This is a genomic window from Leptothoe spongobia TAU-MAC 1115 (genome assembly GCF_018739885.1).
Lineage (GTDB): Bacteria > Cyanobacteriota > Cyanobacteriia > Phormidesmidales > Phormidesmidaceae > Leptothoe > Leptothoe spongobia.
The window spans coordinates 173,568-197,438 of the sequence record NZ_JADOES010000001.1; the positions used below are offsets into that span (position 1 = coordinate 173,568).

Genomic DNA, 23,871 nt, shown 5'->3' on the forward strand with positions numbered 1-23,871 from the left:
CAAAATTTGCCCCTATACTCCATTTCCCATGCAAACCACTGCCGAATACTATTGCGCCTATTGTGGCGAACCTAGCACCACCTTTATTGACATCAGCAGCGGTCTCACCCAGCAATATGTCGAAGACTGTCAAGTATGTTGTCGGCCTAATATTCTTTACATCACCATTGACGAAGAGACCTTAGACGTGGATATTCAAACCGATTGCGAAGATCGTTAAAACCCTATGGGTATCTTGTGGAGCGCTTGTCTCTACTCGACAAACGGGTAGGATAAATCCGAATTGATATCAATTGATGTGTAGCTATTGGTAATGTCACATTGGCAGCTATGGAAAACCGATTGAAAAACTTTGCTTGCATTATTTCTAGTTCCTTAGTGAGTGCCCTATTGCTTGCCAGTTGTAATAGTGATGGCACTAGTTCTAGCGGCGGTCGTGGGTTTGAAGTCAAGCTGCTAGTGGGCAGTGCTCTGCACCACTTCTGTGATGAAGCAGCGGTGCAGTTTAATCAAACCAAGCCCAAGCTTGCCAGTGGTGATGCCTTTCATATGACCTGCGAAGCGGCGGGTAGTGGTGATGTGGTCGAACGTACTGCGACTCTAGCTCAACAGTTTCAGCAGGGAACCATTACGGCTGATGCGGCAGAATTTCCAACCATTTTGTCGGTAGATGGTGAAATTTATCAGAACCAGCTGATTTACCGCATGGACCAGCTCTATCCTGGGCAAAACTATATTCCAGCTATCACCGATGCGCCCTTGTTGGCCAACAGTCCCATGGTGTTTATGGTGCCGACAGATCTGGCCCCTGGTCTGCGTAAAGTAGATGATCTGTTTGCCAAACTAGTAACTGCCAAGACCCATAAGGATTTGGATGCGAGCAGTCCCGAGCAGCCGGTTTACTACGTTCATACGGCTCCTACCCGGTCAAATTCTGGTCTACAAACCTTGGTATCGCAGTTTGCCTCTGTGTCAGACAAACGTCCGGAGGAGCTAACGGTGGCCGATGTGCAGCAGCACCAGGCAGCAGTGCAAAACATCCAGAGCAAAATCACCCGCTATGGTAAATCCACATCTACATTGGCTCAGGCCATGGTCGAAAACGGACCATTTTGGGCATCTATCGGTTCGGTGTATGAGTCCTCAGTGATTGCGGCAAATACTAATTTGCCCCCTGGCGGCACCCAGTATGAGGCGGTATATCCCAAATCCACATTCACCTCAAACATGCGGGGCATTGTGCCCAATGCGCCCTGGGTTAGTGACCAGGAAAAGGAAGCGGCTGATCAAATTTTGGAGTATTTGCAGTCTCCACCAGCTCAGCAGATTGCTACGAATCTTGGGCTACGCCCTGGGGCACCCGGTGTGGCCCTAGGTCCCAAGTTTAGCCCTAACTTTGGCGTGGATCCCAAGGCTAGCTATGATTCCTACCGTCCTCCTGCTCCAGAGGTAGCTGAGGCAATGCTCACAACCTGGAGCCAGGTTGCCAAGAAGTCTTCTTTAGTGGTGGTGGTGGTGGATACCTCTGGCTCGATGGAGGGCAACAAGCTACCGTCGGTGCAGAATACGCTCAAAACCTATGTGGAAGCGTTAGGCCCCAAGGATAAAGTGGCGCTAATTGATTTTGATAGTAATATTCGTCAGCCGGTTCTGGTGGATGGTACGGCAGACGGGAAGGCACGAGGGTTGCAATTTATTGCTGGACTGCAAGCCGATGGCGGCACCCGCCTTTATGATTCGGCCCTGGCTGCCCGTAACTGGCTCTCGGCCAATCTCAAGGCGGATGCCATTAATGCGGTATTGATTCTTACCGATGGTGAAGATTCAGAATCGAGCATTGGTCTGGGGCAGCTGGAACAAGAACTATCGAAAAGTAATTTTTCGTCAGATCAGCGGATTGCTTTCTTTACGGTGGGCTACGGCAAGGAAGGGGAGTTTGACCCCCAGGTCCTGGAGCAAATTGCTCAGCTCAACGGGGGGTACTATCGTAAGGGTGATCCGGCCACCATTGCTCAGCTGATGGCCGATCTGCAGGTGGAGTTTTAGGAGTTGCAGATGAAGTTAGCCAATCCATTGCAGTATCCACTCGCGGTGCTGGCGGGGGGACTTTTTCTGGTAGGGGGGGTGCGTCTGGTCCGTTTGCCTAATGTGGTTGCCATTCCGGTTGCGGTTGCGATCGCAACCGCAGGGGCTACAGTTCTCCAGTCCCGTGGCCCTGAAACCGTTGAGCTTACCAATAAAGCAATCAACCGCGAGTTTCAACAGGTACGACAGCAGGCTGTGGCGTTGGGCACCAGGGCCGATGAGCTACATGAGGAAGCGACTAAGCTCCTAACGGCCAGCGATCAGATGGAGCTATTAGGGGTGGTGCAGTATGCGTGCGATCGCACTCAGGAACTTCCCCAAAAAATCGACCAGTTGGCCCAGCGCATGGACGGCAATGACGCTCTACTTTCGGTAGATGAACTCAACCACCAGCTCAAACAGGCCGAAGCTAAAGTTCGCCATAGTAAAGGCGTCGCCCAAGAACAATGGGGCAAGCTTGCCAACAGCTTGAAGCGCAATATTGCCCTTGCTCAGCATGGTGAAGACGCCCGCCAAGCACAGTTAGCAAACCTATCCACACTAATTGCCGAATCAGGGGGGGTATTGCAACAACTGCAAAATAAACTGCGCACTGCCGATCTAACTAGCTCGGTAGCCGCTGATGAACTACGAGATCTCAGCGATGAATTTAAAGGCTTCCAAGAAAATGTCGATGTCTTAATCGCCTAATTTCTTTTCCGTTCCAATTTTTGTAGGGTCGTTCCATGGAACGACCCTACAAAAATTGCCCCATTCCCCATCACCTTTCCAACCATGGCCACCAAACCCATCATCTCCCTCGCCATCATTGCCGCCTCCGCTGCTCTTGCCTATGCCCCTCTCCCCGGCGTTAACCAATCCATCACTATTGTTAGCGGTAGCGAACTTCAAGCACCCTTGAAAATTTTAGAAACTCGGTTTGAACAACAGAATCCTTCGATTCAAATTAACCTTGAATTCCAAGGTTCTCAAGATATTGTCAACAAATACATCGACGACAAAAACAACTTTGAACCCACGGTTCTAATTCCTGCCAATGGGCAACTGCTTGATGAGCTGAACCAGCGCTGGCAGGCCCAGTATGGCGACGAACCATTTTACGAGGCACCCCAGCCTATTGCAAAAACTATGCTGGTGGCAGTCTCCTGGCCTGAACGTGCCCAAGCGTTGTTCCCTGGCGGCGAGTTTCAGTGGCAGCGGGTAGAAGATGCTATGACTGGCGGCAATTGGGACAAAATTGGCGGTAATGCGGCTTGGGGCAGCTTTGACTTTATTACTACCGATCCGACTCGTTCCAACAGCGGTCAGCTCACTATGAGCCTATGGTCTCAATCTGAGGCTAACAGTAACACCCTCAACACAGCTGACTTCAGCAAGAACAATGTTCAAACTTTATTTGGTTTAGTAAAACGTTCCATCTATCAGCCTCCTCGCTCTACAGATGTTTTGTTGCAAGAGTTTATTACCCGTGGTCCCAATGATGCTGATATTGCGACGGCCTATGAGAGTATTGCTCTCCATCGCTGGGAACAATCCAGTGCCACCCAAGGCCAGCCTTATCAAATTCTCTACTTGGATCCGACCATCGAAACAGTTTCGACAGCTGCTATTGTGCGACGCGATGTCAGTGGTGGTGAGGCTAAAGCAGCCCGTGCATTTATTGACTTTCTGATAGCATCAGAACAGCAGGCGGTGTTTGTACAGCACGGTTTTCGTCCAATGAATGCCAAGGTGGATATCAACTCTGTACCCAACAGCCCCTGGAGTAAAAATATTCCTGGAGCTATGGCTGATCCCACAGGTCGCGTTAGTGCTCCACCCGATCGTTCTGTGGTTGAAGAAGTCATCCGGCAGTGGCAACGGGCCAATTGATTAAACCTCAAACATTAACGTTGGTGTTATTGAGCTACCTGGGTCGTAAATCGAAAGAAACCGTAGGCATTGTTAGGTGTATCTTGATCAGTACTGCCTAGCAACTGGCTAAGACCAGATGGAGTACCCGTTGTTCCCGTAATATCCACCACTACGACCTGATCGCTAGAATTTGTTGCTCCGGCAGGCAAATTACAGGTGGGACCAACAGGAATTGTACCAACTGTCGCCAGCTCCGCTCGATCGACCATCGCCGCATCACTAGCCGCTGTTAACTGATAAGTAGTATCACCAATCTCTAGCTCAATATCGTTACTACCATAGAGGCCAAAAACAAAGCTTTGATTTGGCTGAATCCAATCACAAATTCTCACATCAGTCGCATTGAGAGTCCCTGCATTCAGAAAATAGACCGTATACTCAATATCATCTCCTGGCTTCACAGCACCAGCATTTAATTCACCCAACAGGTAGTTGGTGGGCCAATGATTATGGTTATCATTGGTCTCAACTGATGAAACGGTATCATCAACAAATTGATTCAGGGGAGTAGAATCATTAGGATTCTCAGTTCGATTGCCATTAATCGCCGTAATCCGTTTGACAAGCAGTACCTCAGGAGGTCTGACAACATTAGCACCGATAAAGCTAAGGTGTTCGCTATCGGCATTGTTGTTGCCTGCTGTACTGTCATCATCTCCGACAATTAGCATAACTTTTTGGACACGAGCGATCGCACCGTTATCTACAAAGCTAATCCAGCGAGTTGATTGGTTACCACAACCTGGTTCGTTATTGACCGTGCCGCCACACAGGCTTTGAACAACCAATTCTGGATCGGGTTCGTTACCGTCATAGAGAGAATTTGGCACAATTTCAATATCGTCGCCAATGCGATTATCCGAGGCATCCAGGAGTCTCAAAATTGCTGGTGTCCCATGGCCATCTGTGCGAGTTTCTAAATCACCTACCCAGAAGCCAAATGCGCTAACTGGTTGTTCAAAGGATAGAAGCACTGCATTACGTTTGAGATCACTCAAAGCACCAGCGTGAGTCTCATTCCAAAATAGCGGTTGATCACTACTTTCATAGAGACTGGCTGGACGGGGTGCCGAACCTTGCAAAGAACTACTACTGCTGAGGGTAGGACTTGAGCCTGCCATCGTAGTCTCTCCAGCACATGCAGTCCCCCCTATGGGAATCTGTACCAACTCAACAGAAACATTAACAATAATGTTGGCAACAGGATCGTGATAGCTAAAGTTAGTAGTACTACCCTGAGGAACACTAGCGGTTCCAAACCAGTTTTCTAACGCAGGATCGACTGCTTGACCAACAGCCGTTCGCCAATTATCGTCCAAGGTGTCTACTAACTCGCGGGTTGCAATGACATTACGTCTGACTTCACCGCTGATATAAGGGACAATGCTAGGGTCAGATGTACCGCTACCAATGGTGCAACCGTCTGAGTCGGTGGTCACCATAACAGGAGAACTTACCCGTATCTCTTGTGAGTTGTTAACTGGGTTAATAAAGCTCCCTGTGGCCTGATTTTTAATCACGGTACCAGGTGCAGGAGCATCTGCCCGAGCTGGGCGATCAATTAATGCGCCATGAGATAACAACATCATGACAATTAGGGCATGTTTAATACCCCAACTGAGTAACTGACATTTCATTTGTGTGCAACCCTGACAAAATGTGCCTGGTTATCCCAGTGCTCTCATTAAGGTGCCCACCCATGGTTCTCTCATATGATACGAGAGTTCATATTCCTTGCGATATCGAACCAGAATGACTATCATCAAAACATCAGATACTTGATGCCTTTTATCCACAGCACAAAGCGGCAGCAACCTGGTTTGAACAACACGTGAATCAGCCTGTTCGGATCGGCTTACCATGGCCAAGCCTGCTGGCATTCTTAAGGATTGTGACCAATCCACGCATTTATGCATCGCCTTTGGGTATTGATGATGCCTGGGCTCAGGTTGAAGAATGGCTAGCTCTACCTAATATCTGGATTCCGTTTCCTACTGATCAGCATGCAACTGTTTTAGGGCAACTTCTGCAGGATACTCAGGCAAATGCCAACCTGGTTCCAGATGCTCATTTGGCAGCTTTGGCGATAGAGCATGGTCTGGAGGTTTGTACAACAGATACCGATTTTGCCAGATTCTCTGGCTGTCGATGGCGTAATCCGCTTCAAGTTGCTTCATGATAGAGGGGCGGAAGTTTTCTTTGGCAGGTTATGGCACCGGTATTCACGGATCGATTCTTTAATACGGCGGGTCCAGTGCGGGCCGATTGGCACTATCTAATCGATCCGTTGACCCGTTGGGATATGGATGAGATTCTACAGCTGATTGCCCAGGGGAAGTATTTTGTGCTGCATGCCCCTCGACAAACGGGGAAAACCTCCTGTTTGCTGGCCCTGATGGACTATCTCAATGCTGAAGATCGCTACCAGGTTGTTTACGCCAATATTGAGACAGCCCAAACGGCTAGAAATGATGTTTTTCGGGGCATTGACACCGTTGTCCATACCCTGGCATCGATGGCTCAGCTCTATCAGCAAGATGCTCGATTGCATGACTGGCGACAGGCAATGCTCAAGCAATCGGCACCAGCCGATGATATGCTGCGTAGCCTATTATCCCAATGGGCAGCCCAAACGGACCAACCAATTGTTCTATTCCTGGATGAAGTGGATGCATTGGTAGGCGATACCTTGGTCTCACTATTGCGTCAATTGCGGGCAGGGTATACCCAACGACCTCAGAATTTTCCTCTATCAATTATTCTCTGTGGGGTACGGGATGTGCGGGACTATCGCATTCAAACCTCGGATCAAGAAATTATTACCGGGGGTAGTGAGTTTAATATTAAGGCCGAGTCCCTGCGGTTAGGTCATTTTATTGAGCCCGATGTACAGGCATTGCTGTGTCAGCACACGGTTCTGACAGGGCAGGCGTTTACGCCAGAAGCACTCACCTATCTGTGGCAGCAAACTCAGGGGCAACCCTGGTTGGTGAATGCGCTAGCTTATCAAGTGTGTTTTAAAAAAGAAGGACGAGATCGCACCCAATCCATTACCCTGGAAATGATGAAAACCGCCCGTGAAAGACTGATTCAGCAGCGCGACACCCACCTGGACCAGCTCACCGATAAACTCAAAGAGCCCCGAATTTATCAAGTTGTTGCTCAAATACTAGATGGGAATATGCAAGCTAGGCTATTTTTGAGAGATGATATCCAATATCTTGAAAACTTAGGCTTGATCCAATGTGGCTCCACCTGGAAAATTGCCAATCCAATTTATCAAGAAACCCTTCTCCAGGGATTGACTTGGAGTAATCAATCCCTTTCTACTCAGGGGGACAATACTGATTAAAGTGTGGCTGGATCAATGCCGAGTTCTTTTAGTTTTGCTTCCAGACGATTAGCTCGTTTTTTCTCTTTTAAAGCCGCTTCTTCTGGTGACAACACAAGATCACCTGCAGGTGTAAAAAAACGCAATTTTGAATCATGCAGTCCTAAGTACAGCTCTAGCTGCTGACTCCAGAAATAGCCATTTTCATTCAGTTCAATAGGCTGATAGGTGCCTGCCATCAGTACAAAGCCGCAAAACTCCAACGAGTCTGGGTCGAACCAGAAATATTCGGGTGTACGAAAGGTATCTTGATAGAGCTGCTTTTTGGTTTCTCGATCTGTCTTCGCGGTACTCTCAGACAAAATTTCAACAATAATATTAGGGTATTTTCCCTCTTCTTCCCACACAATCCAGCTTTTTCGAGAGCGTCTCTCAGTTCCTAAAACGACGAAAAAATCAGGGCCTCGAAAATCTCGACTTTTTAGCTGTCGAGGACTGAAGTATACGGTTAAATTACCGGAAACAAAGAAGTTATTTCGGTCCTGCCATAACCACTCTAAACTGGCTATTAACAGCAACATCTGTCGTAGATGTAAGTCGGTTTCCAACGTTGGCTCATCACTATAAAGATCTGTCGGTGGCACGATGACAGACCCTGGAGCTACGGAGTCTAATTTTTGGATGATTGCCATAGAAACCTGCCACAATCGTTCTGCCATAATTATAACGTCATTGTAGGGGCGTTCCGTGGAACGCCCCTACAATGGGAAATATCCAACGTTTTCCATTAACGTTTGTTTTTTATTTCAGTTGCCGTTATTGTGACCTCTACTGTTGAACTCATCGGATATGATTATCCCCGAATAACCGTAATTTTCTTCCCCTTCGGTGTTTGAGCAGAGGCTGTCATTGTTCTTTCTGCAATAGAAGGAATCTGATCTCGTTTATCAAAGATCACTAACCACCCCTGATCAAGTCCCAACCCTGCTAGATAACGATCTAATTGTTCTAAACCAGCGTTTAATGGATCAGGACGACCATCGCGCCAGACTTTTAGCTCCATTGCTAGTATTACAGAACCATACCGCAAACAAAGGTCCATCCGGTCAGTACCAATGGCATATTCCCGATCCAGGGTGCCGCCACCATTTACGACTCGATGTAAAAAGGCCATTAATACTAAATGGGGAGCGATTTCATGGTACGGAGCACTGCGTAGTAAGGGTTCTCCATGTTGTCGCCAAAACTGCAAAAATGCGTCTAAGAGTTTATCGATATCTAGGGTGCCATCAGATTGTAGCCAGCTGGGTTGAATAATTGGCAAACTGTCTTGAGGCCCACTGGCAAGCACACGGGGAATGACTTCTCGATAAATGGGATTGGCAATGGTTAGACCGCCAGCTGGGTCACGACGTAGTAATCCTAAATCTAAGGCAAATCGACGATCGTCGAGGGGAATATCTCCGAGGGCTTGCCCCGATAGAATCGGCTCAACAATTTGACGAATACGAGAATCTCTCAGTCGTTCGGCCAAGCTATCTAAATGGGTATCTTGTCGCCGAATTAGATTTTCTTTAGCCTGGTCAAAGTGTTCAACGGTAATGTTTATTGTTGGATCGGGGGCAATCACTTCTACGATCTGTCTTGCTAAAGCGTTGACCAACCAGGGTTGTCCTTGGGTTAGATAGAAGGCTCGATCTACAGCTGTGTCGCTAAAGATTTGGTCAGTATCATGGGTGTGTTGAGCATAGAGTTCGCCAACTTCTTCGCGGGTAAAATTGCGGAGGGTCAAGGATTCTACTTTGATGTTAAACGGACTGGCGGTATGAAGTCGATCACTTCCTCCAGAGGCTACTTTATAGTCTCGTACATCACGTAATCCGACCAGGGCAAGGGACTGGGGAAATCCCTGGGGGCGATTGGGATAGCCATCTCTCAGTTGTCTTAGGACACCAATGAGAACCTCATCTTGCAATGCATCAATTTCGTCAATAAAAACTACCAGTGGGCGCGGTGATGTGATAGTCCATTCTTGCAATGCTCGATTAATCTGACTACCGGCTGGGGCTGCTGGCCAACTGGGGGGCTGCAGGTTTGCGGGTAGACGGATTCTGGCGGCTTGTTGCCAGGCTGACAAGATAGCCTTTTCTGCCTTATCGATGTCCTTGGGAAATGCCGCTCCGACCTCAGCGGAGACCATAATGGCCGTGTACTTGCCGCTATTGGTTAGTTCATGAGCCAGAGCTAACATCGCTGTGGTTTTACCAATTTGGCGGGGTGCGTGAATAATAAAATAACCTTCTTGCTCAATTAGCCGCTGCATCCTAGGCAAACGAGCAGCAGGAGGTAACATGTAGTGTTTTGCAGACTGGCAAGGGCCAGCGGTGTTAAACCAGCGCGGCATAGAGGGATGGACAAGAGGACCTGGCTCTATCCTAGCGGACGGTGTCATGGTGGGGGCGTTCCATGGAATGCCCCCACCATGATGAGGTTATTTCACCCGTGTTCTAAAGCGAACATGGCCATAGGCTCCGGTGGCGTCGGTGGTGGCATCGGGTAAATCACCCAGATTCACAACAACGGCACCGTTGGTGTTTGCATTCACACCATCACCATCACCATCACAGTCGATGTCGGGGAAGCTGTTGGCGGGGTCAATGCCAGGACCAAAGTAGGTGGTGCTGTCACCATCGTTGGCTCCGGTGTGATAATCGGTAGTACCATTTCGATAGAGTTCAATGCTGAGGTCAGCTCCGCCGATACCGCCTGTGGCTTGGGGGCTGCTGCCTGTATACCCATTGGGGATAAAGCTGGTGAAGGAAGGAACATAATCGCAGAAGAGAACATTTTCTGCGGTGGTGTCTCCGGAGGAGAGGAAGTAAATGGTGTATTCGATTTCGTCGTTGGGCATGACGTTACCGCCGTCGGTGCCGCCGGGCATATAGGTGTTTAATGGGGTGGGCCATTGGTTGGTTTCGTAGGGGTCAAAGGCAGGGTCGTTTTCGTCATAGGCGGGATTGGTTGGGTCGCTGACGGCGGGGATGTCGTTGTCGTCGTAGGCGTAGGTGGTGGGATTATGAACAGCGAGGTTGGTGCCGTCGCTGGTGGTGGTGTCGTTGTTGATGGCGGTGATGCGTTTGACGAGAAGAACATTGGGATCGCTGGCAACAATCTCAAGTGAATAGTCTTCTACTTCGCCATCACTGGCTAAATCACCGGGTGTTGTTCCACTAATACTGCCATCGGTAGTTAAGCGAAAACGGGCATAGGTATTGGTTCCTCCAGTCATGTCGCTGACACCGGCCCCGGACCAGGTTAATGCTCCGTCAGGATTACCATTGATTGTGCCATCTGATACTGTTTGGCTGGTATATTCATCGGCTTCAAATGTGCCATTGCCGTCAAAGTCGATCCAGGCATGGAGTGTGGCTGTGCCTAAACCTGAATTGTTAGTGACCGTAATATCACTGGCCGGAATACTGAAGGTGGTAGCGCCTGCTGCTAGAGTGGCCAGGCTCACACCGTCTTCATCACCTCCATCACCGGTGCCATCCAAGGGGGTGACAGCATCCCCTTCTCCATCTGGGCTGATGCCTAAATGCAGGTCATTCACAATCCTGTGGATCGGGCCTACCGGCTCACTGCCGCTATTGCTTGCTGTTGCGTCTGTTCCGTAAGTGTCTGGGGCATCCCCTCGATCTGGTAGACAGACCGGTGCATAAATTCGGTCAACACCAAAGTCATCAGAGGCAAGCCCCTGTCCCTGCATCGCGAATTCAATTTGAGGAGTAGTGTTGCCCGTGTAGGGAATCGTGACATGGACAACGCCCCATTGACTAAACGCGCCACCGCCACCGGGGTTACTCAGACCGGACGGCGAACCTGCACTCATGGTAGCTCCATTCAGTGGAGTGAGAGTGCTACTACCTGCCCCTTCTCCATTGATGGTGGTCATCTGCCAATAGGGAGTGCCATTTACCCGGAGTTCTAAGGTGCTGTCTTTGCTGCCACCGCCACCTGCGTGTCTCCAGTAGGTATCAAACCAGATATCTAATTGTCCATTGAGATAGGTTTGATCTACTTCGAAGAGTGGGGTTACTAACAGGGCATCATCAGCCGAGTCATTCTCGTTGTAGGCAATAATACTCCCAAGAGCTGGATATCCGTTGGCAATCGTTCCGGTAGGTTCATTGCCAGGATTGATGACGCTCGGTACGCTGCTAGGGGCATACCATTGGCCGGTGGCGGGGAAGGAGGTTAAGCCATTATCGAAGCTGCCATCGGTTACTAGGTTTTGAGGTAGGAGACATTGGGGTTGCCCTGGTGTTGGAGTAATAGGATCATCTGCGATCGCAACCGCATAATCTTCCACCTCACCATCACTAGCCGCACCACCCGGCGTATTGGCATTTATGCTAGCATCCGAGGTAAACCTAAATCGCGCATAAGTATCACCTGCAGCACCTGCCGTAATCCCGCTCCAGCTCAAATCTCCTGCAGGGGTACCATTGGCCACAGCAACATTGGTATACTCTCCTGGCTCAAAGGTACCGTTCTTATCAAAGTCAATCCACGCGTGAAGCGTACCAGTTCCTGTTGCTGTAATGTTGCCTGCTGGAATGGTGTAGCTAGTATCTCCTTCCGTCAGCGTAGCTAGAGTAATACCATCATCTTCAGCACCATCACCACTCCCATCTAGAGGTGTAGCTGCATCCGTCTCACTATCTGGGGCTGTTCCCAGGTGAATCCCACTTACAATTGTATGGCTAGCCCCAATCCCTTCACCAGCATCATCTACGATATCGGTTGCGTATGTGTCTGGAGCATCACCATAATCGAAGGAAGCACCAATAACAGGGGGTGGCACATTACAGACAATTCCCTCCCAATCGCCATTAGGAATTGCTCTTGGACTAAATGCTCCTCCAGTTGCTAAATCAACAAAGTATAGGTTGTTGCCGTTACTACCGCCAGCATTACTCGCCACCAGAACTAGGTCACCGTTATCATCGAAGGACATGCCTTCGATGTCGTAGATGGTTGATTGAATCAGAGTGCTACCGTCAAAATTAATCCCATCTAGGTTTTGAGGAGCCATTACGGCAGTTGGTGTTGCAGCTGAAACATCAACCGCAAATAAATGACCAATAGTAGTTCCTGTTTGACCAGGATTGTAACTACTCACCACACCATAAAGGAGGTTGGGAGCACCTGGGTAAAAAGCGATGGCTTCAACCGAGGCGCGTTGGGTGCTACCTAGTTGATAGGGAGCTAAGTCAATGGCTAGATAATCTTTGCCTGCACCAAAGGCATTGGTGATGGCTTGCCCGGTGGTCGCATCAATTTGGAAGAGGTAGTAATAGTTGTCGCCGGGACCAGAGCTAGGCTGAACATAGTAGGCAGCAGCCCAAATAATATTGGTGCCCGGCTGGAAAGCCATACTGCGGGTGTCTGAAATATCTAACGATCCATAATCGGTATGATTTAGGGTTGTTATCCCTGATGTTGTCACATCGCTGAATTCACCCGTAGATTCATTAATGGTGCCTAGATAAAGAGAACCACTGCGGTTTCCATTAAAGGCATAGAAGGTCCCTGTGACTGGGTCTGCGGTCAGTCCTTCTACATTGCCACCAGGGACATTCCAGGGACCTATTTTTGACAGCGTTGCAACATTGGTATGGTCATCAATAGAGTAGAAAGAATTTGGGTCTGCTCCCCCAGTTATGGGATTTTGATGCACAGTGAGAATACAGGCATTCCCATCGCCAGGACCGGTGACAGGTGGGGTGGGGAATGAGAGAGTAGCGGCTGCCTCAATCGCAACCGTCAAACTATCCTCAGCCTCTCTCTCTCCATTAATCGGTGCCCCTGCCGTATCCCCATTGTCCGTACCGGAATTATCTTGTGTATAGACATCATTGCTACCTGCCACATAGACCTCATTCTGGCCATCTGTCGCCGCCGTATCCCCCAGGGTGACGGTCAAATCATTGCCTGCAGTCCCCGCCGTTACCGGTACCCGTACCGTAATGCTGCCGCCAGCGGGAATTGAGCCATTGTTGGGCATACCTGCGAGACTTCCAGTTACCTGTCCACCCCCTGGTACCGTAATGTTGCTAGCACTTAAGTCAACCGCTGATGTCCCAGTCCTGTCTGGGTCATATTCAATTACCTGAATATCTTCGGTGGCATGGGCTGTGCCCCCAGAGATAGTTGCCGCACCTGGAATAAAAAACTGCGTCGGGTCATTACCGACATTGGTGATCACAAAGTCCACATATACCGTATCGCCTTCATTAACAGTGCCATCAGTGGGTTCGTTATACCCATTGTTGGCCACCGTAATACCCGCCACCTCGGCCACCTCAACCTGCACCTCATTGGAGATAATGGTCTGAGTGCTACCATCCCCTGGATCAACAAAACTACCCGTTGCCTGGTTCCGAATAATTGTCCCCGGAGCAGGTCCATTGGCCCAGGCCATCATCCCCGGTGACAAAATGCCCCCCGACAACAACATGGCGGCAATGACAGTACGCGCCCGATTGGTTAACCGACGGCGATTTGTGTTTGATGGATTGAGGGAAAGGCGACGGTTAGACATTTTCAATAACCAAAATTTGTGTAATACCGAAAATTGGGATTTGTTGTAATACGGATAATCGTCCCCGATCCTTTGGTAGAGACCTTCCATGGAAGGTCTCTACCAAAGGATCGGAGGAGGGGAATTACGTTATTGGAGGCGATTTTGTCGGGGGTGATATTTTGCGAGTGTGGTTGCGATCGCGCTCCCAATTTCTCGGATTATTGACGATATATCGCCGAATATAATCAATCGATCCATCGGCACGAATAACGTGCTCGTAAAATCGCGGTTGCCATGCAAAACGAGAATACCCATTTTGACGACACCATCGCGTTACCGAAGATTTATAAGACCGTACAATAACGCTTAACGAACCGCGTTTAGGCGATATCGCCGACATCGCCTGGGACAACGACGCCCCCTTTTGTAGAGGCGTTCCATGGAACGCCTCTACAAAAGGGGGGAACGCCTCTACAAAAGGGGTATCCAAACGACGTTCAATTACCAAGATTCCGTGGAGGTGATTGGGCATCACCACATATTCATCAATTCTCACATTCTCACAATGGTCCGGAATCTCTTGCCAGTAGCGTTTCGCAATATGGCCAATGGTCGATAATGCCATTACACCATTCACCACATCACCGAAAAAACACTCCCGATCTTTGGTACAAAAGGTTAAAAAATAACCACCTGCGCGTCTATAGTCCCTCTGCGGCAAACGCATGGAGGTGCCCTTAAATCTGTTGCGATATACCATCTTTGACATCATCAGGGCCTCCTATTCATCCACCTTGGTGGTAAACCGGAAATACCCATAGGCATTGGTGGGTGTTCCCTGCCCGGTCGTATTCGGGAATGTGGTCAACCCAGTCGGATCCCCCGTTGTTCCCGTGATATCCACCACCACCACCTCATCGCTAGCGGTGGTACTAAACGAAGAGAGATTACAATCCGGTGTGGCAGGCAAACTACCTACCGTAGTCACCTCTCCCCGGTCAACGGTGGCCGCGTCGCTATCGTCGGTGAGATTGTAGGTGGTGCCGCCGATCACTAGCTCAATGTCGTTGCCACCATACTTGCCAGAAACAAAGCTCTGATTCGGTTGAATCCAGTCACAGATTCTCACGGTTTCGGCTGCCCCATCACCCGCATTGAGGAAGTATACGGTGTATTCAATCTCATCACCAGGCTGGACTGAGCCAGCATCAAGTGCTCCCACCAAATAACTAGCAGGCCAGTTGCTTTCATCATCGGCGGAATTTGCAACACCATCGTTGATGACCTGGGTTAAGTCTGTTGTATCGTTGGAATTGGTTGTTTGTCCATTGATGGCGGTAATGCGTTTCACCAGAACAACATCTGGATTAGTCGATACTGCCGCTGTTGTCGTAATCTCAGTACAATCATCCACCGCCGACGTATTCGGATCATCCGACACCCCCGAACCCGTATTCCCACTGGTCGCTCCCGTATAATCAATGGTCGCCTGGTTACAGACCAATTCCCCTTCTGTCGCCGTCACCGTAACATCAAAGGTCATCGTCACCGAGTCATTAATATTGACCTGGCCTCCCTGGGCTGCATTAGCCCCCGTCCCCACACGAAAGACCACATTACTGCCATCAAACTCAGCTTCGTCATCCCCGGAACCATCGGTTTTTGTTACACCATTAATTTTCAAAGACCCCGGTATAAAGGTGCTTCCCGTCGGGATGGCATCCGTAATCACCGTATTCGTAGAATTGTCATTTCCTGTATTGGTCACCGAAATGGTGTAGGGAATCGTATCCCCGGTGGCATAATTTGTTGAGGGCGTAGTCTTCTCAAACTGAGTGACCAAATTGGGCTCAAACACCTCCACCCCAAAGAAGTACACCATCGGCCAGATGCCATCGCCCGATGTAGACAGGTTCAAATCAATACTGGTGGCATTGGTGGGAATAGCATTGTTAGTCTGGTTCCACGCCGTGAGATCCAGATGGTCAATATCCACCACCATGTTGTAAGGATTGTTAGGATTACGATCCGTCACATGGGACCCATATCGAGAAATGGTGCCATTGTAGAAGTTATCAACTGGGTTGACCGCATCAGAAGCAGCAGTCCCATTGATTGACAACGTATCCCCCGTCACATCCGGCTCACCATCTCCTGCAAAGGCCCCAATAAACACATCAAAGCCAGCGGTGGGCGGCGTCCTTAACCCAGTCAATGTTTGGACATTTCCCGTATCAAATCCAGAGAAGTTATACCCATCAAACACGGTCATATTCCGCATGGGTTCGGTCACATCTTCGTAGACAACAATCAAAGACCAACCCGCATTGGGATAGGTAAAGCCTATACCGTTGCTCGCCTGCACATTTGCCAGGGTATAAGTACCACTCCCCGCCGATTGCACCAGGCTGGTCACATCCGTAAAGGAACTGTAGACGTCCCAATTAGTTGTTGCCGAGTTGTCAATACTTGTGAAAGTGTCTGCAATAACAGTTTGATAGCCGCTGCCGGGTGTGGCCAACAACGCTTCGTTTCGCTTACTCGCATCCGGTGCGGCTGTGGTTGCACCATCCGAAGTACCCCCCCAGTAAAGACCCGCAAATAGCACACTAGCCCCGGCAGGAACGGTCAAATTAGCTGAGCTAGAGTTAAAGGTACTGCCATCACTGTCGGTATCTAGCATTTGCATCGCCAGACCACCCACGTTGTTACCGACACTACCGTTAGACAGTGCAGTGGAACAGGTGGGATTAGAGATATCACAGATCAACGACGCATTACCAATGGCCGCCATATCACCTTTAGTCTCTATGCTGTAGCGCAAGCTAAACGGTCTCGGCCCTGTTGGCAATGACGGATCAATCGGAGGAGCCGTATCATCTAAAATTAGTTGGGCACTGTTAAACGTACCATCATCACTAGACGGAAATGTGTCACAAACTTCCAGAGTCCAGGTGCCATTAGAGGCTTTACCATTAAAAGCAGAAAGACTATTAGACGGTGCTGCAGTCCGGTCATAGAGGGGCGCTGCAGTTGTATCTGCATTACCGTCATTTAGAGCATTTCCAGAACCACTATCTAGGAGAACATCATACCCAGGTGAACTATCGCCGCCACTACTACTGATTACTTGAACAGCAGTACCATCGGGATGCCGTAAGGTGACTTGCATGTCTCCTCGATACACGTGATCTGCGTTAAAGCCCAGATTAACGTCCTGAACTGTAAAACTATCGGTTACATTAAACGTCCTGCTTATGGGTGAAGAACAAATTGTTGTTCCATTAATAGCGCCAGGAGTCGTATTGTCGTAGGTATAGGTAGCGGCCTCAGCCCTTTGAGGAATCGCCCCTAACAGAGTTCCAGCAGAGAGTAGCGATAACGTATAAGAGAGTGCGATCCTGCCTGAACGTTCCTTGCCAGATTGAGGCGCACATGAGCCCATACTTTGCCCACCAAACAGTTTAGTCATTGCCTTTAAATGTTCTAATAACGCTTTCATCACACAATCCCTAAACGTTCCTCAATGCAAATGCTCGGTCGATTTGGCTATTGGTAAAAACCCACCTTTGTGCGGTCTTTGTGGAGACGTTCCATGGAACGTCTCCACAAAGACCGCCTAAAATTCTTATTGTTCTATTTGTAGATCCTCTTCTTGATCCACAAAGGTAATTTCCACACCTCGGACATCACTGAACACAAACTCCACCCGACGATTGCGGGCATAGTTCACCCGATCAATTTCCTCCACCAACAGATCAGTCTCTCCAAAGGAACGAATGGTCATACGTTCGGGGGCAACTCCCTTTTGAATCAGATACCGTCGTGCATTGTTTGCCCGACGCCGAGCCAGATCCTGGTTATAGGCCACACTTGCTCTGGAGTCAGTATGCCCGTGCAAATCAACAACTATCGATGGATACTGCTGCATTACCTCAGCAATTTGGTCTAAAATCACCGTACTCTCAGAATTAATAAAATCCTCATCGAGACCATAGTGGACATTGCGAGGTACTTGGAGACGCAGGATTTCAGGTTCAGGAGTTGGGGGGACAAAGGAGACAGGGGGAGCAGGGGGTGTGGTGCATTGGATGCTCTCAGCAGCTGTTAAAGTCATCCGGTTGGGACGAGTGGTACTAGTTTCACCGAGGGCAACAACTGTGGTATTCAGAGCAGGTTCAGAGGTGCCGTAGTCAGGATCGGTGGAAATACCACTAATCACATCACCAGGCTGTAGATCGGCTGAGACATAGCTAAAGGTGCCATCTTCATCCACATCAACTATGGCCAGTGGCGTTGTGAGAGGACCATATTCGCCCGTATTTCCTCGGGTGAGATAGAGCTGTACGGTAGAACCAATATCAGCCTTACCTTGGAGCACTACCTGACCATTAACGGTAAAGAATTCAACACTATCAAACTGGGGAGGATTGATAGCACTGTTGCCAGTATCTCGTCGTCGCTGGTGAGAATCACGCAGTGGGTTGGGACCATCTCCCCGCTGAAAGTCTTGTACGCCACGGTTACGACGGGTGTTGAGATCAATGCTCAACCCTTCCAAATTTTCAAAGCGATTATCCTTAATCACATTGCGTTGGCTGTGGGTATGGCCACCCTGGCTAAAGGCAGTAACCACCACACCAGGACCCTTTTGGTTAGCAATGTGGTTATCCACCACCCGGTGGTCATTACCCATCAGATAAATGGCCGCTCGGCGCAGCCGTTGACCATTAAAGCGAATGTCGTTGTTGCTAATCTCTACGGCACCCTGGGGCTTAAACAGGAAAATCCCACTACCGTCATTACCGCACATCAAGTTACCAGTAATGAGACTATTATCAATGTGACCTTCTAAACGAATAGCATCGGGCATACCAGCCAAGCCATTATTGACAATCAGGTTTTCAACAACTTCTAAATTCTCAGCCCGTACCCCTGTAATCACTCCACTACCATCGTGGTAGGAAATACGGTTATGGCGTAGTTTCACCCCCTGACTGTTAAATACGGATACCCCAAAAGCTGAGGGTTGTTCAGGTACTGTGTCATCCGTAGGAATACCAATCCAGTTTTGCTCAATGACAATGCCCTGGGGCGGGTGATTCTCATCATGGAAAGAGAAATTATTCGCCGGGATATACTGCTGACTAATATCCGGTGGTGGAAGCTCATGGGCAATAAAAATATCAGCCGGTGGCGTGGATTCGGTCGCCCTGTGCTTTGAGGTAAACCCATACAAACTGAGACCACGAATGGTGACATCGTCCGCGACGATAGTTAAACCACGAAACACTTCCGCATCGTCAGCGGGGGTAATCTCTACCACGGGGATCGCTACTAAAATTTCTGCTGTGGCTGATTGGGTGGCATCATACCCAGCCTGGGTTGTCCCATCTACCGTCAGACCAGGTTGTGCTAAAACTGGCAACAGTGACTGTAGTTCAATGGTGGTGTTGCCAGTGGGTAAATCAAAGCCAACGACTGAGTTACCGGAGCTGGGGAGCACTTGCTGTTGTTCTGTATCACTGAGTTCAGCTAGGGGGAGCGTACCGTTGGTGATTGCGATCGCTTCTCGCAACGTCAGTTGATCATCGGTTGTAATCGGGCCATCTTGAGAACTATTTACCGTGATCTGTACCTTAGGTAAATTTAGACTTTCGGGTGTTTGAGCAACAGCAGCTGTAGCAACGGTTGCTAATAATAAAGATGTCGCTAAGGTACGAATAGATTGGTAATAAGTCATAGCTCTGGCATCCGAAGTATCAAGTAAGAGAGAAAAGAGTTGAGTGATACAGTTCAGTGTCATAGTGCTTGCTCCTCACCGGAGTCAATACCTTCATCTGCGTTCTCACTGTTTTCGACGACAGTTTCATCTAGTTCCAAATCTTCAGAAACATCTTCTGGTGCGGAAGCCTCTCCTGGAAAGATGATATCGGTGGTATCTTCAAAGAAAATGTTCGGTTCCTGAGATTCCAATCTAGACTCCTGTTGCTGTTCTGGTGCAACATTTTGTAGACCAAAGCCATCAAACAGACTGTTAATCTTGGCGGATATACCCAGGTAAAAACCACCAGCGGAGCGGTTCACACCAAAGTCATCATCGTAGGCACCGCCACCGCTATAGCCTGCATAGAATCGTGTATCTGGAGACGGATAATATCCTGCTTCCAGGGCATATCCCAACTCACTGTAATCACCTAGACCACCAAACCATCGGGCTTCAGCACTGAGATCCCAGTGGTAATCAAATCGATAGGTGGCTCTTAACTGAGCTAAATGCAGATTGTTGTTAGAGGTAAAGTCTCCGCCTGCATCTGTGGGTAGATTAATTCGGGTCTGGGTTCGACGGAAAGCATACTTGCCGTAAAATTCCCACTGCCAATTGGGGGCATAGAGGGCCTCAGCAGAGAACAGATGTTCAGAGGTATCAATACTGCGGCCAAACAGGGCGTTGGTGGGCAGTGTACCAGGGTTAATACGATGTTCATACCGCAGCAGGGCGTTGAACCGATCATCATTGGGGTCACGGTAGGCCAGCCCCAATTTTAGATTGCTGGTGGTGCCGATATTGCTAATCCGCTGGTTGGCTGCTCGATTCAGTTGATAGTTAAATAATGCACTGACGGCGGGAGTGAGACGGCCCACAACCGAGGCATTGAGGCCTGTATTGGAACCTTGGGAAGAGTCTCGATGTTCAAAGCGAGCACTAGCTTGTAAATCTGGGTTGTCCGTATAGGATAGTCCCATGGTATAGGTATTGCCGCTGATGGTGCCCAGGGAAGACCCACCGGTTCCGACGGCAAAGGGCTGGCTAAATTGAGACCCGGCAGCGGTGCCGCCAAAGATACTATTGAAGGTACGCTCGTACCCTAAATCTAGGCGTAAGCCAGGGCTCAAGTTGAAGCCATGTTCAATGCCAATTGCGCCGCCCAGATGTTGTCCATCAATGCTACTAAAGCGTCCTCGGATAGTGGTATCTTCACCGAGAGAATGTTCTCCAGAGACATCAAAAATGGTGTAGGAGTCGCGATCGCTAAATCCGTTTTCGCCGTAGAATACCTGGCCTAAACCCAAGTTAATTCCAGGCATCACTTCCCAGTCAAGACCAATGTAGGTGCGACTGGGATAGAGCGGATCGCTATCGGAAGAGAGATTTAGTTCGTTTTGGGCGCGTAGAGTTAGCTTATTGGTGATATGGGTTGTTAATCGGGTGCGTAGCTGATCCGAACTGGCGCTTAGTGTCTCAGGGTTGGTGCGGTCGGTGCGATCTCGATGAATCCAGTCAAGCTCCAGATTAGAATCTCCAAGGCGTTGGGCCAGACCGACTGAATAGGTTGTCAGTGAGTTGTCTACCCGTTGGCCTGGCACTGGATTTAACCCAGGTTCTAACAAATCCTCTAGAGAGGTTAACGGACGAGGGGCCACACCATCATTATCCTCGTGATCAAACTGAGCCCGAATGGTGGTATCGCGACTGAGTTTGGCATTGGCCTGGACTCCGTAGCGGGTTTGCCCTGGTACAAAACTAGTGGTGGCGGCATTGGTAAATCCTGAATCGGTAGAACGCCAATAGGCACGACCATTCAACCAGTCACTAACAGCACCATCTAGCTCCATCCGATAGGCCGAACCACTAATGGGACCAGAAAGGTCAAAGTCACTTTCTGAATGGGCGACTTCAGCCACAAAACGACCGCTGTCCCCTAGAGAAATCTGAGCATCAGCACCGAATAAAGTAAAATTGCGGTTGCCCTGGTTTTCTTGTAAGTAGGACGTACCTAGCCAAGATTCTTGATTGAGTGTACGGTCAAGGTTGTACTGTAATCGTCCAGCGAAAATATTGGTGTCAGTATTGTCACCTTCAAACTGATAGGTGACTACAATTCTGCGTAATAAGACTTCACCAAATTCGCCAACTACAGTTTGTGAAACTGGATCATTAAACAATAGAGTACCACGATCATAATCAATGTCGTAGTCAGTGTTACGATGCAGTCGCTCGCGTTCAACTACGGTGCCAGGCCGATCCAGCTCTTCTGTTTCGAGATAGACTTGTTCACTCCCAGAAAGTACCAATCGTCGTGAGAGAAAATATAGGCCACTGGTACCATCTGGAGCAATCGTATCCCGCTGAAAGCCTTCGATATTATCTCCATACAGTCCAGTGATAGCTAAGTCACCCAGGTTGTAGTTAAACTTGAAGCCATGGAGCTGACGGGATGTGGACGTGAACAGTTGTGATGAGTTGGCAAACTCTTCTGTGTTGTAATCTCCCCACATGAAATAGTCTGCCGTGGCTCCCTCTATTGGCGACGTACGTTCTAGACGCAGATAAAATTGGTCTGTGGAAGGCGTGGTGACATCCATGGTGGAGTCATCGCCATAGACTGGATAGAGATTACTACAGCTGCCTGTACTCTGACGGAAAAGCGTTGTTTCTCCTCGGCAATCCTCGTTGAGGGGACGATCGCTATTAAACGCTCCAGTCAATAACCACTCGCCTAGATTCCCCATAGTAAAGAGAGAGGCATCTAGATCAAGACCGTAGCCATTGTCTCCATCACTTGGCAAAAAATCTCGTAAACTGTCATGAAAATTCGTGCCCCGTGCGCCGAATCGTAAATCAACAATGCCAGTGGCAATACTAGGTCGTTGGGGAGTAATAAACTGTACCTGGTTAAAGGCTTCTAAGCCATTGCTGGTAGCTTGTAGTTGTACTATGTGCGACTCCAGAGATGATTGCAACTCCGCTGTAAAACGCCCATTTTTTGCTTCCACCTGGAAACCTGGCTGGTCGGGGCTATGATCCACCCCAACAAATTCACCATCGCTAGAGTTGAGGGTTACAACAGCATCCCAGTTAGAGGCATTACCATTGCTGTCTAGTAATCGTCCCTGCAGTGTAACCGTCGAACGTCCATCTGCCGGAATTTTAGATTCGCGAGTATGGAGCGTCATCTCGACAGGGGTTCCTCGAACTTCGACTGTCGTTGATTGCAATACGCTACTGTTACTGCCATGCACTACTGTTAGCGTGTTAGCTCCTTCTGTCAGGGGTACACCATACCAGGTCTGGGTGACTAAATTAGTGGCAGGATCAGTTTCGGTGCGGCCAATCAAGTCGTCATTGACTGTGTCACCATTCACCTGTAGTTGAATATTGGCACCAGTTGGAAAGCGAACAATGACTGTGATAGCAGGTATATCGACCACACTATCTGATATCGGATTTAAGATTTCAACTTGACTCTCTGATATAACCTGGGAGAAATTATGGGTAGACTCAGCAGTAGGTACTTCTGTTTCTAAAAATTCTTCCTCTGCTGAATCTGATAGATCAGTTTCTTGGTTTCTAGTCTCTGTAGAAGCAGGTGTTGAAAATGTAGGTACAGCCGAGTCGATAGATGGATCCACGACCCCTACTGAATCAGTTATTTTAGAAAATTCTTCCTCTGCTGAATTTGATAGGTCAGTTTCTTGGTTTCTAGTCTCTGTAGAAGCAGATGTTGAAAATATAGGTACAGCCGAATCGATAGATGGATTCACGACCCTCACTGAATCAGTATCTGCTAGATCATTATTGGTCAATTGAATACTCGTAAGATTGACCCCAGTCTCAGAAGAGGTAAAATCATAGGGAGGAGATACTTCTACAGCGCTCGATATAGTAGAGCTGTTAAATACTATGTTATCAACCGAAGTTGGTCTAGCTGAATTTGAAAACTGCGGTATTACTAAAGTTTGAGGCGTTTTGATTTGACTAAGCTGCTGAGCCGATTGTTTCCTGGATGGAGATGCATCGGCTAAGCTGCAGAAAGCAAGTGTCGATAGTGCTACTGAGCTACCTAAAAGAGTTTTTAGTTGACTTGGAGATAGTTTGCAGGATAGCGGATTCAGTCTCTCTAATTTTGCTCTTAAGCGAGAAGTTACTTCTGCTTCTTGACTAATCATA

General features: G+C 48.8%; 14 protein-coding genes. 6 read left to right on the top strand and 8 right to left on the bottom strand.

Annotated elements, in window-relative coordinates:
• Positions 1-28 precede the first annotated feature (28 nt).
• The 4 genes from IXB50_RS00885 to IXB50_RS00900 all read left to right on the top strand — a co-directional run bounded on the left by IXB50_RS00885 (position 29) and on the right by IXB50_RS00900 (position 3,957).
• A complete protein-coding gene (locus IXB50_RS00885; protein ID WP_215607042.1) occupies positions 29-220 on the top strand; it encodes a CPXCG motif-containing cysteine-rich protein in 192 nt (63 codons plus the stop codon).
• A 110-nt stretch (positions 221-330) separates the two neighbouring features.
• On the top strand, positions 331-2,046 hold the full coding sequence (locus IXB50_RS00890) for a VWA domain-containing protein (RefSeq protein ID WP_215607043.1): 1,716 nt from the start codon (positions 331-333) through the stop codon (positions 2,044-2,046).
• A 9-nt stretch (positions 2,047-2,055) separates the two neighbouring features.
• Positions 2,056-2,775 (top strand): hypothetical protein, encoded by a 720-nt coding sequence (locus IXB50_RS00895; RefSeq protein WP_215607044.1) that lies wholly within the window; start codon positions 2,056-2,058, stop codon positions 2,773-2,775.
• Between the two features lie 84 nt (positions 2,776-2,859).
• A complete protein-coding gene (locus IXB50_RS00900) occupies positions 2,860-3,957 on the top strand; it encodes a substrate-binding domain-containing protein (protein ID WP_215607045.1) in 1,098 nt (365 codons plus the stop codon).
• Positions 3,958-3,983: 26 nt separating this feature from the next.
• Here the strand turns inward: IXB50_RS00900 and IXB50_RS00905 are convergent, their stop codons facing one another.
• Positions 3,984-5,588 carry a hypothetical protein gene (locus IXB50_RS00905; RefSeq protein ID WP_215607046.1) on the bottom strand — a complete coding sequence of 535 codons (1,605 nt, stop codon included), beginning with the start codon at positions 5,586-5,588 and terminating at the stop codon, positions 3,984-3,986.
• A gap of 185 nt (positions 5,589-5,773) precedes the next feature.
• On the opposite strand from IXB50_RS00905, the gene IXB50_RS00910 reads away from it, so the two are divergent.
• On the top strand, positions 5,774-6,178 hold the full coding sequence (locus IXB50_RS00910; protein WP_215607064.1) for a TA system VapC family ribonuclease toxin: 405 nt from the start codon (positions 5,774-5,776) through the stop codon (positions 6,176-6,178).
• A gap of 30 nt (positions 6,179-6,208) precedes the next feature.
• Complete coding sequence (locus tag IXB50_RS00915) at positions 6,209-7,351, top strand: AAA-like domain-containing protein (RefSeq protein WP_246564014.1); 1,143 nt, start codon at positions 6,209-6,211, stop codon at positions 7,349-7,351.
• Here the strand turns inward: IXB50_RS00915 and IXB50_RS00920 are convergent.
• The 7 genes from IXB50_RS00920 to IXB50_RS00950 all read right to left on the bottom strand — a co-directional run bounded on the left by IXB50_RS00920 (position 7,348) and on the right by IXB50_RS00950 (position 23,333).
• Positions 7,348-8,022, bottom strand: a complete 675-nt coding sequence (locus IXB50_RS00920) for a Uma2 family endonuclease (RefSeq protein ID WP_215607047.1) — start codon at positions 8,020-8,022, stop codon at positions 7,348-7,350. The genes IXB50_RS00915 and IXB50_RS00920 overlap by 4 nt on opposite strands.
• 161 nt (positions 8,023-8,183) lie before the next feature.
• On the bottom strand, positions 8,184-9,734 hold the full coding sequence (locus tag IXB50_RS00925; protein WP_215607065.1) for an AAA-like domain-containing protein: 1,551 nt from the start codon (positions 9,732-9,734) through the stop codon (positions 8,184-8,186).
• An 87-nt stretch (positions 9,735-9,821) separates the two neighbouring features.
• Positions 9,822-13,937 carry a beta strand repeat-containing protein gene (locus IXB50_RS00930; RefSeq protein WP_215607048.1) on the bottom strand — a complete coding sequence of 1,372 codons (4,116 nt, stop codon included), beginning with the start codon at positions 13,935-13,937 and terminating at the stop codon, positions 9,822-9,824.
• Between the two features lie 124 nt (positions 13,938-14,061).
• On the bottom strand, positions 14,062-14,691 hold the full coding sequence (locus IXB50_RS00935; protein WP_246564015.1) for a transposase: 630 nt from the start codon (positions 14,689-14,691) through the stop codon (positions 14,062-14,064).
• A 9-nt stretch (positions 14,692-14,700) separates the two neighbouring features.
• A complete protein-coding gene (locus IXB50_RS00940) occupies positions 14,701-17,421 on the bottom strand; it encodes a proprotein convertase P-domain-containing protein (RefSeq protein WP_215607049.1) in 2,721 nt (906 codons plus the stop codon).
• A gap of 126 nt (positions 17,422-17,547) precedes the next feature.
• Positions 17,548-19,725 (bottom strand): OmpA family protein, encoded by a 2,178-nt coding sequence (locus IXB50_RS00945; RefSeq protein ID WP_246564016.1) that lies wholly within the window; start codon positions 19,723-19,725, stop codon positions 17,548-17,550.
• A complete protein-coding gene (locus tag IXB50_RS00950) occupies positions 19,722-23,333 on the bottom strand; it encodes a TonB-dependent receptor (protein ID WP_326520694.1) in 3,612 nt (1,203 codons plus the stop codon). Before IXB50_RS00950 ends, IXB50_RS00945 begins: the two co-directional genes overlap by 4 nt.
• Positions 23,334-23,871 lie beyond the last annotated feature (538 nt).

Bases quoted from the DNA above. Each gene is read 5' to 3' on its own strand.
- IXB50_RS00885 (WP_215607042.1), top strand. From the start codon at position 29: ATGCAAACCACTGCCGAATACTATTGCGCCTATTGTGGCGAACCTAGC.
- IXB50_RS00890 (WP_215607043.1), top strand. From the start codon at position 331: ATGGAAAACCGATTGAAAAACTTTGCTTGCATTATTTCTAGTTCCTTA.
- IXB50_RS00895 (WP_215607044.1), top strand. From the start codon at position 2,056: ATGAAGTTAGCCAATCCATTGCAGTATCCACTCGCGGTGCTGGCGGGG.
- IXB50_RS00900 (WP_215607045.1), top strand. From the start codon at position 2,860: ATGGCCACCAAACCCATCATCTCCCTCGCCATCATTGCCGCCTCCGCT.
- IXB50_RS00905 (WP_215607046.1), bottom strand. From the start codon at position 5,588: ATGATGTTGTTATCTCATGGCGCATTAATTGATCGCCCAGCTCGGGCA.
- IXB50_RS00915 (WP_246564014.1), top strand. From the start codon at position 6,209: ATGGCACCGGTATTCACGGATCGATTCTTTAATACGGCGGGTCCAGTG.
- IXB50_RS00920 (WP_215607047.1), bottom strand. From the start codon at position 8,022: ATGGCAATCATCCAAAAATTAGACTCCGTAGCTCCAGGGTCTGTCATC.
- IXB50_RS00925 (WP_215607065.1), bottom strand. From the start codon at position 9,734: ATGCCGCGCTGGTTTAACACCGCTGGCCCTTGCCAGTCTGCAAAACAC.
- IXB50_RS00930 (WP_215607048.1), bottom strand. From the start codon at position 13,937: ATGTCTAACCGTCGCCTTTCCCTCAATCCATCAAACACAAATCGCCGT.
- IXB50_RS00935 (WP_246564015.1), bottom strand. From the start codon at position 14,691: ATGATGTCAAAGATGGTATATCGCAACAGATTTAAGGGCACCTCCATG.
- IXB50_RS00940 (WP_215607049.1), bottom strand. From the start codon at position 17,421: ATGAAAGCGTTATTAGAACATTTAAAGGCAATGACTAAACTGTTTGGT.
- IXB50_RS00945 (WP_246564016.1), bottom strand. From the start codon at position 19,725: ATGACACTGAACTGTATCACTCAACTCTTTTCTCTCTTACTTGATACT.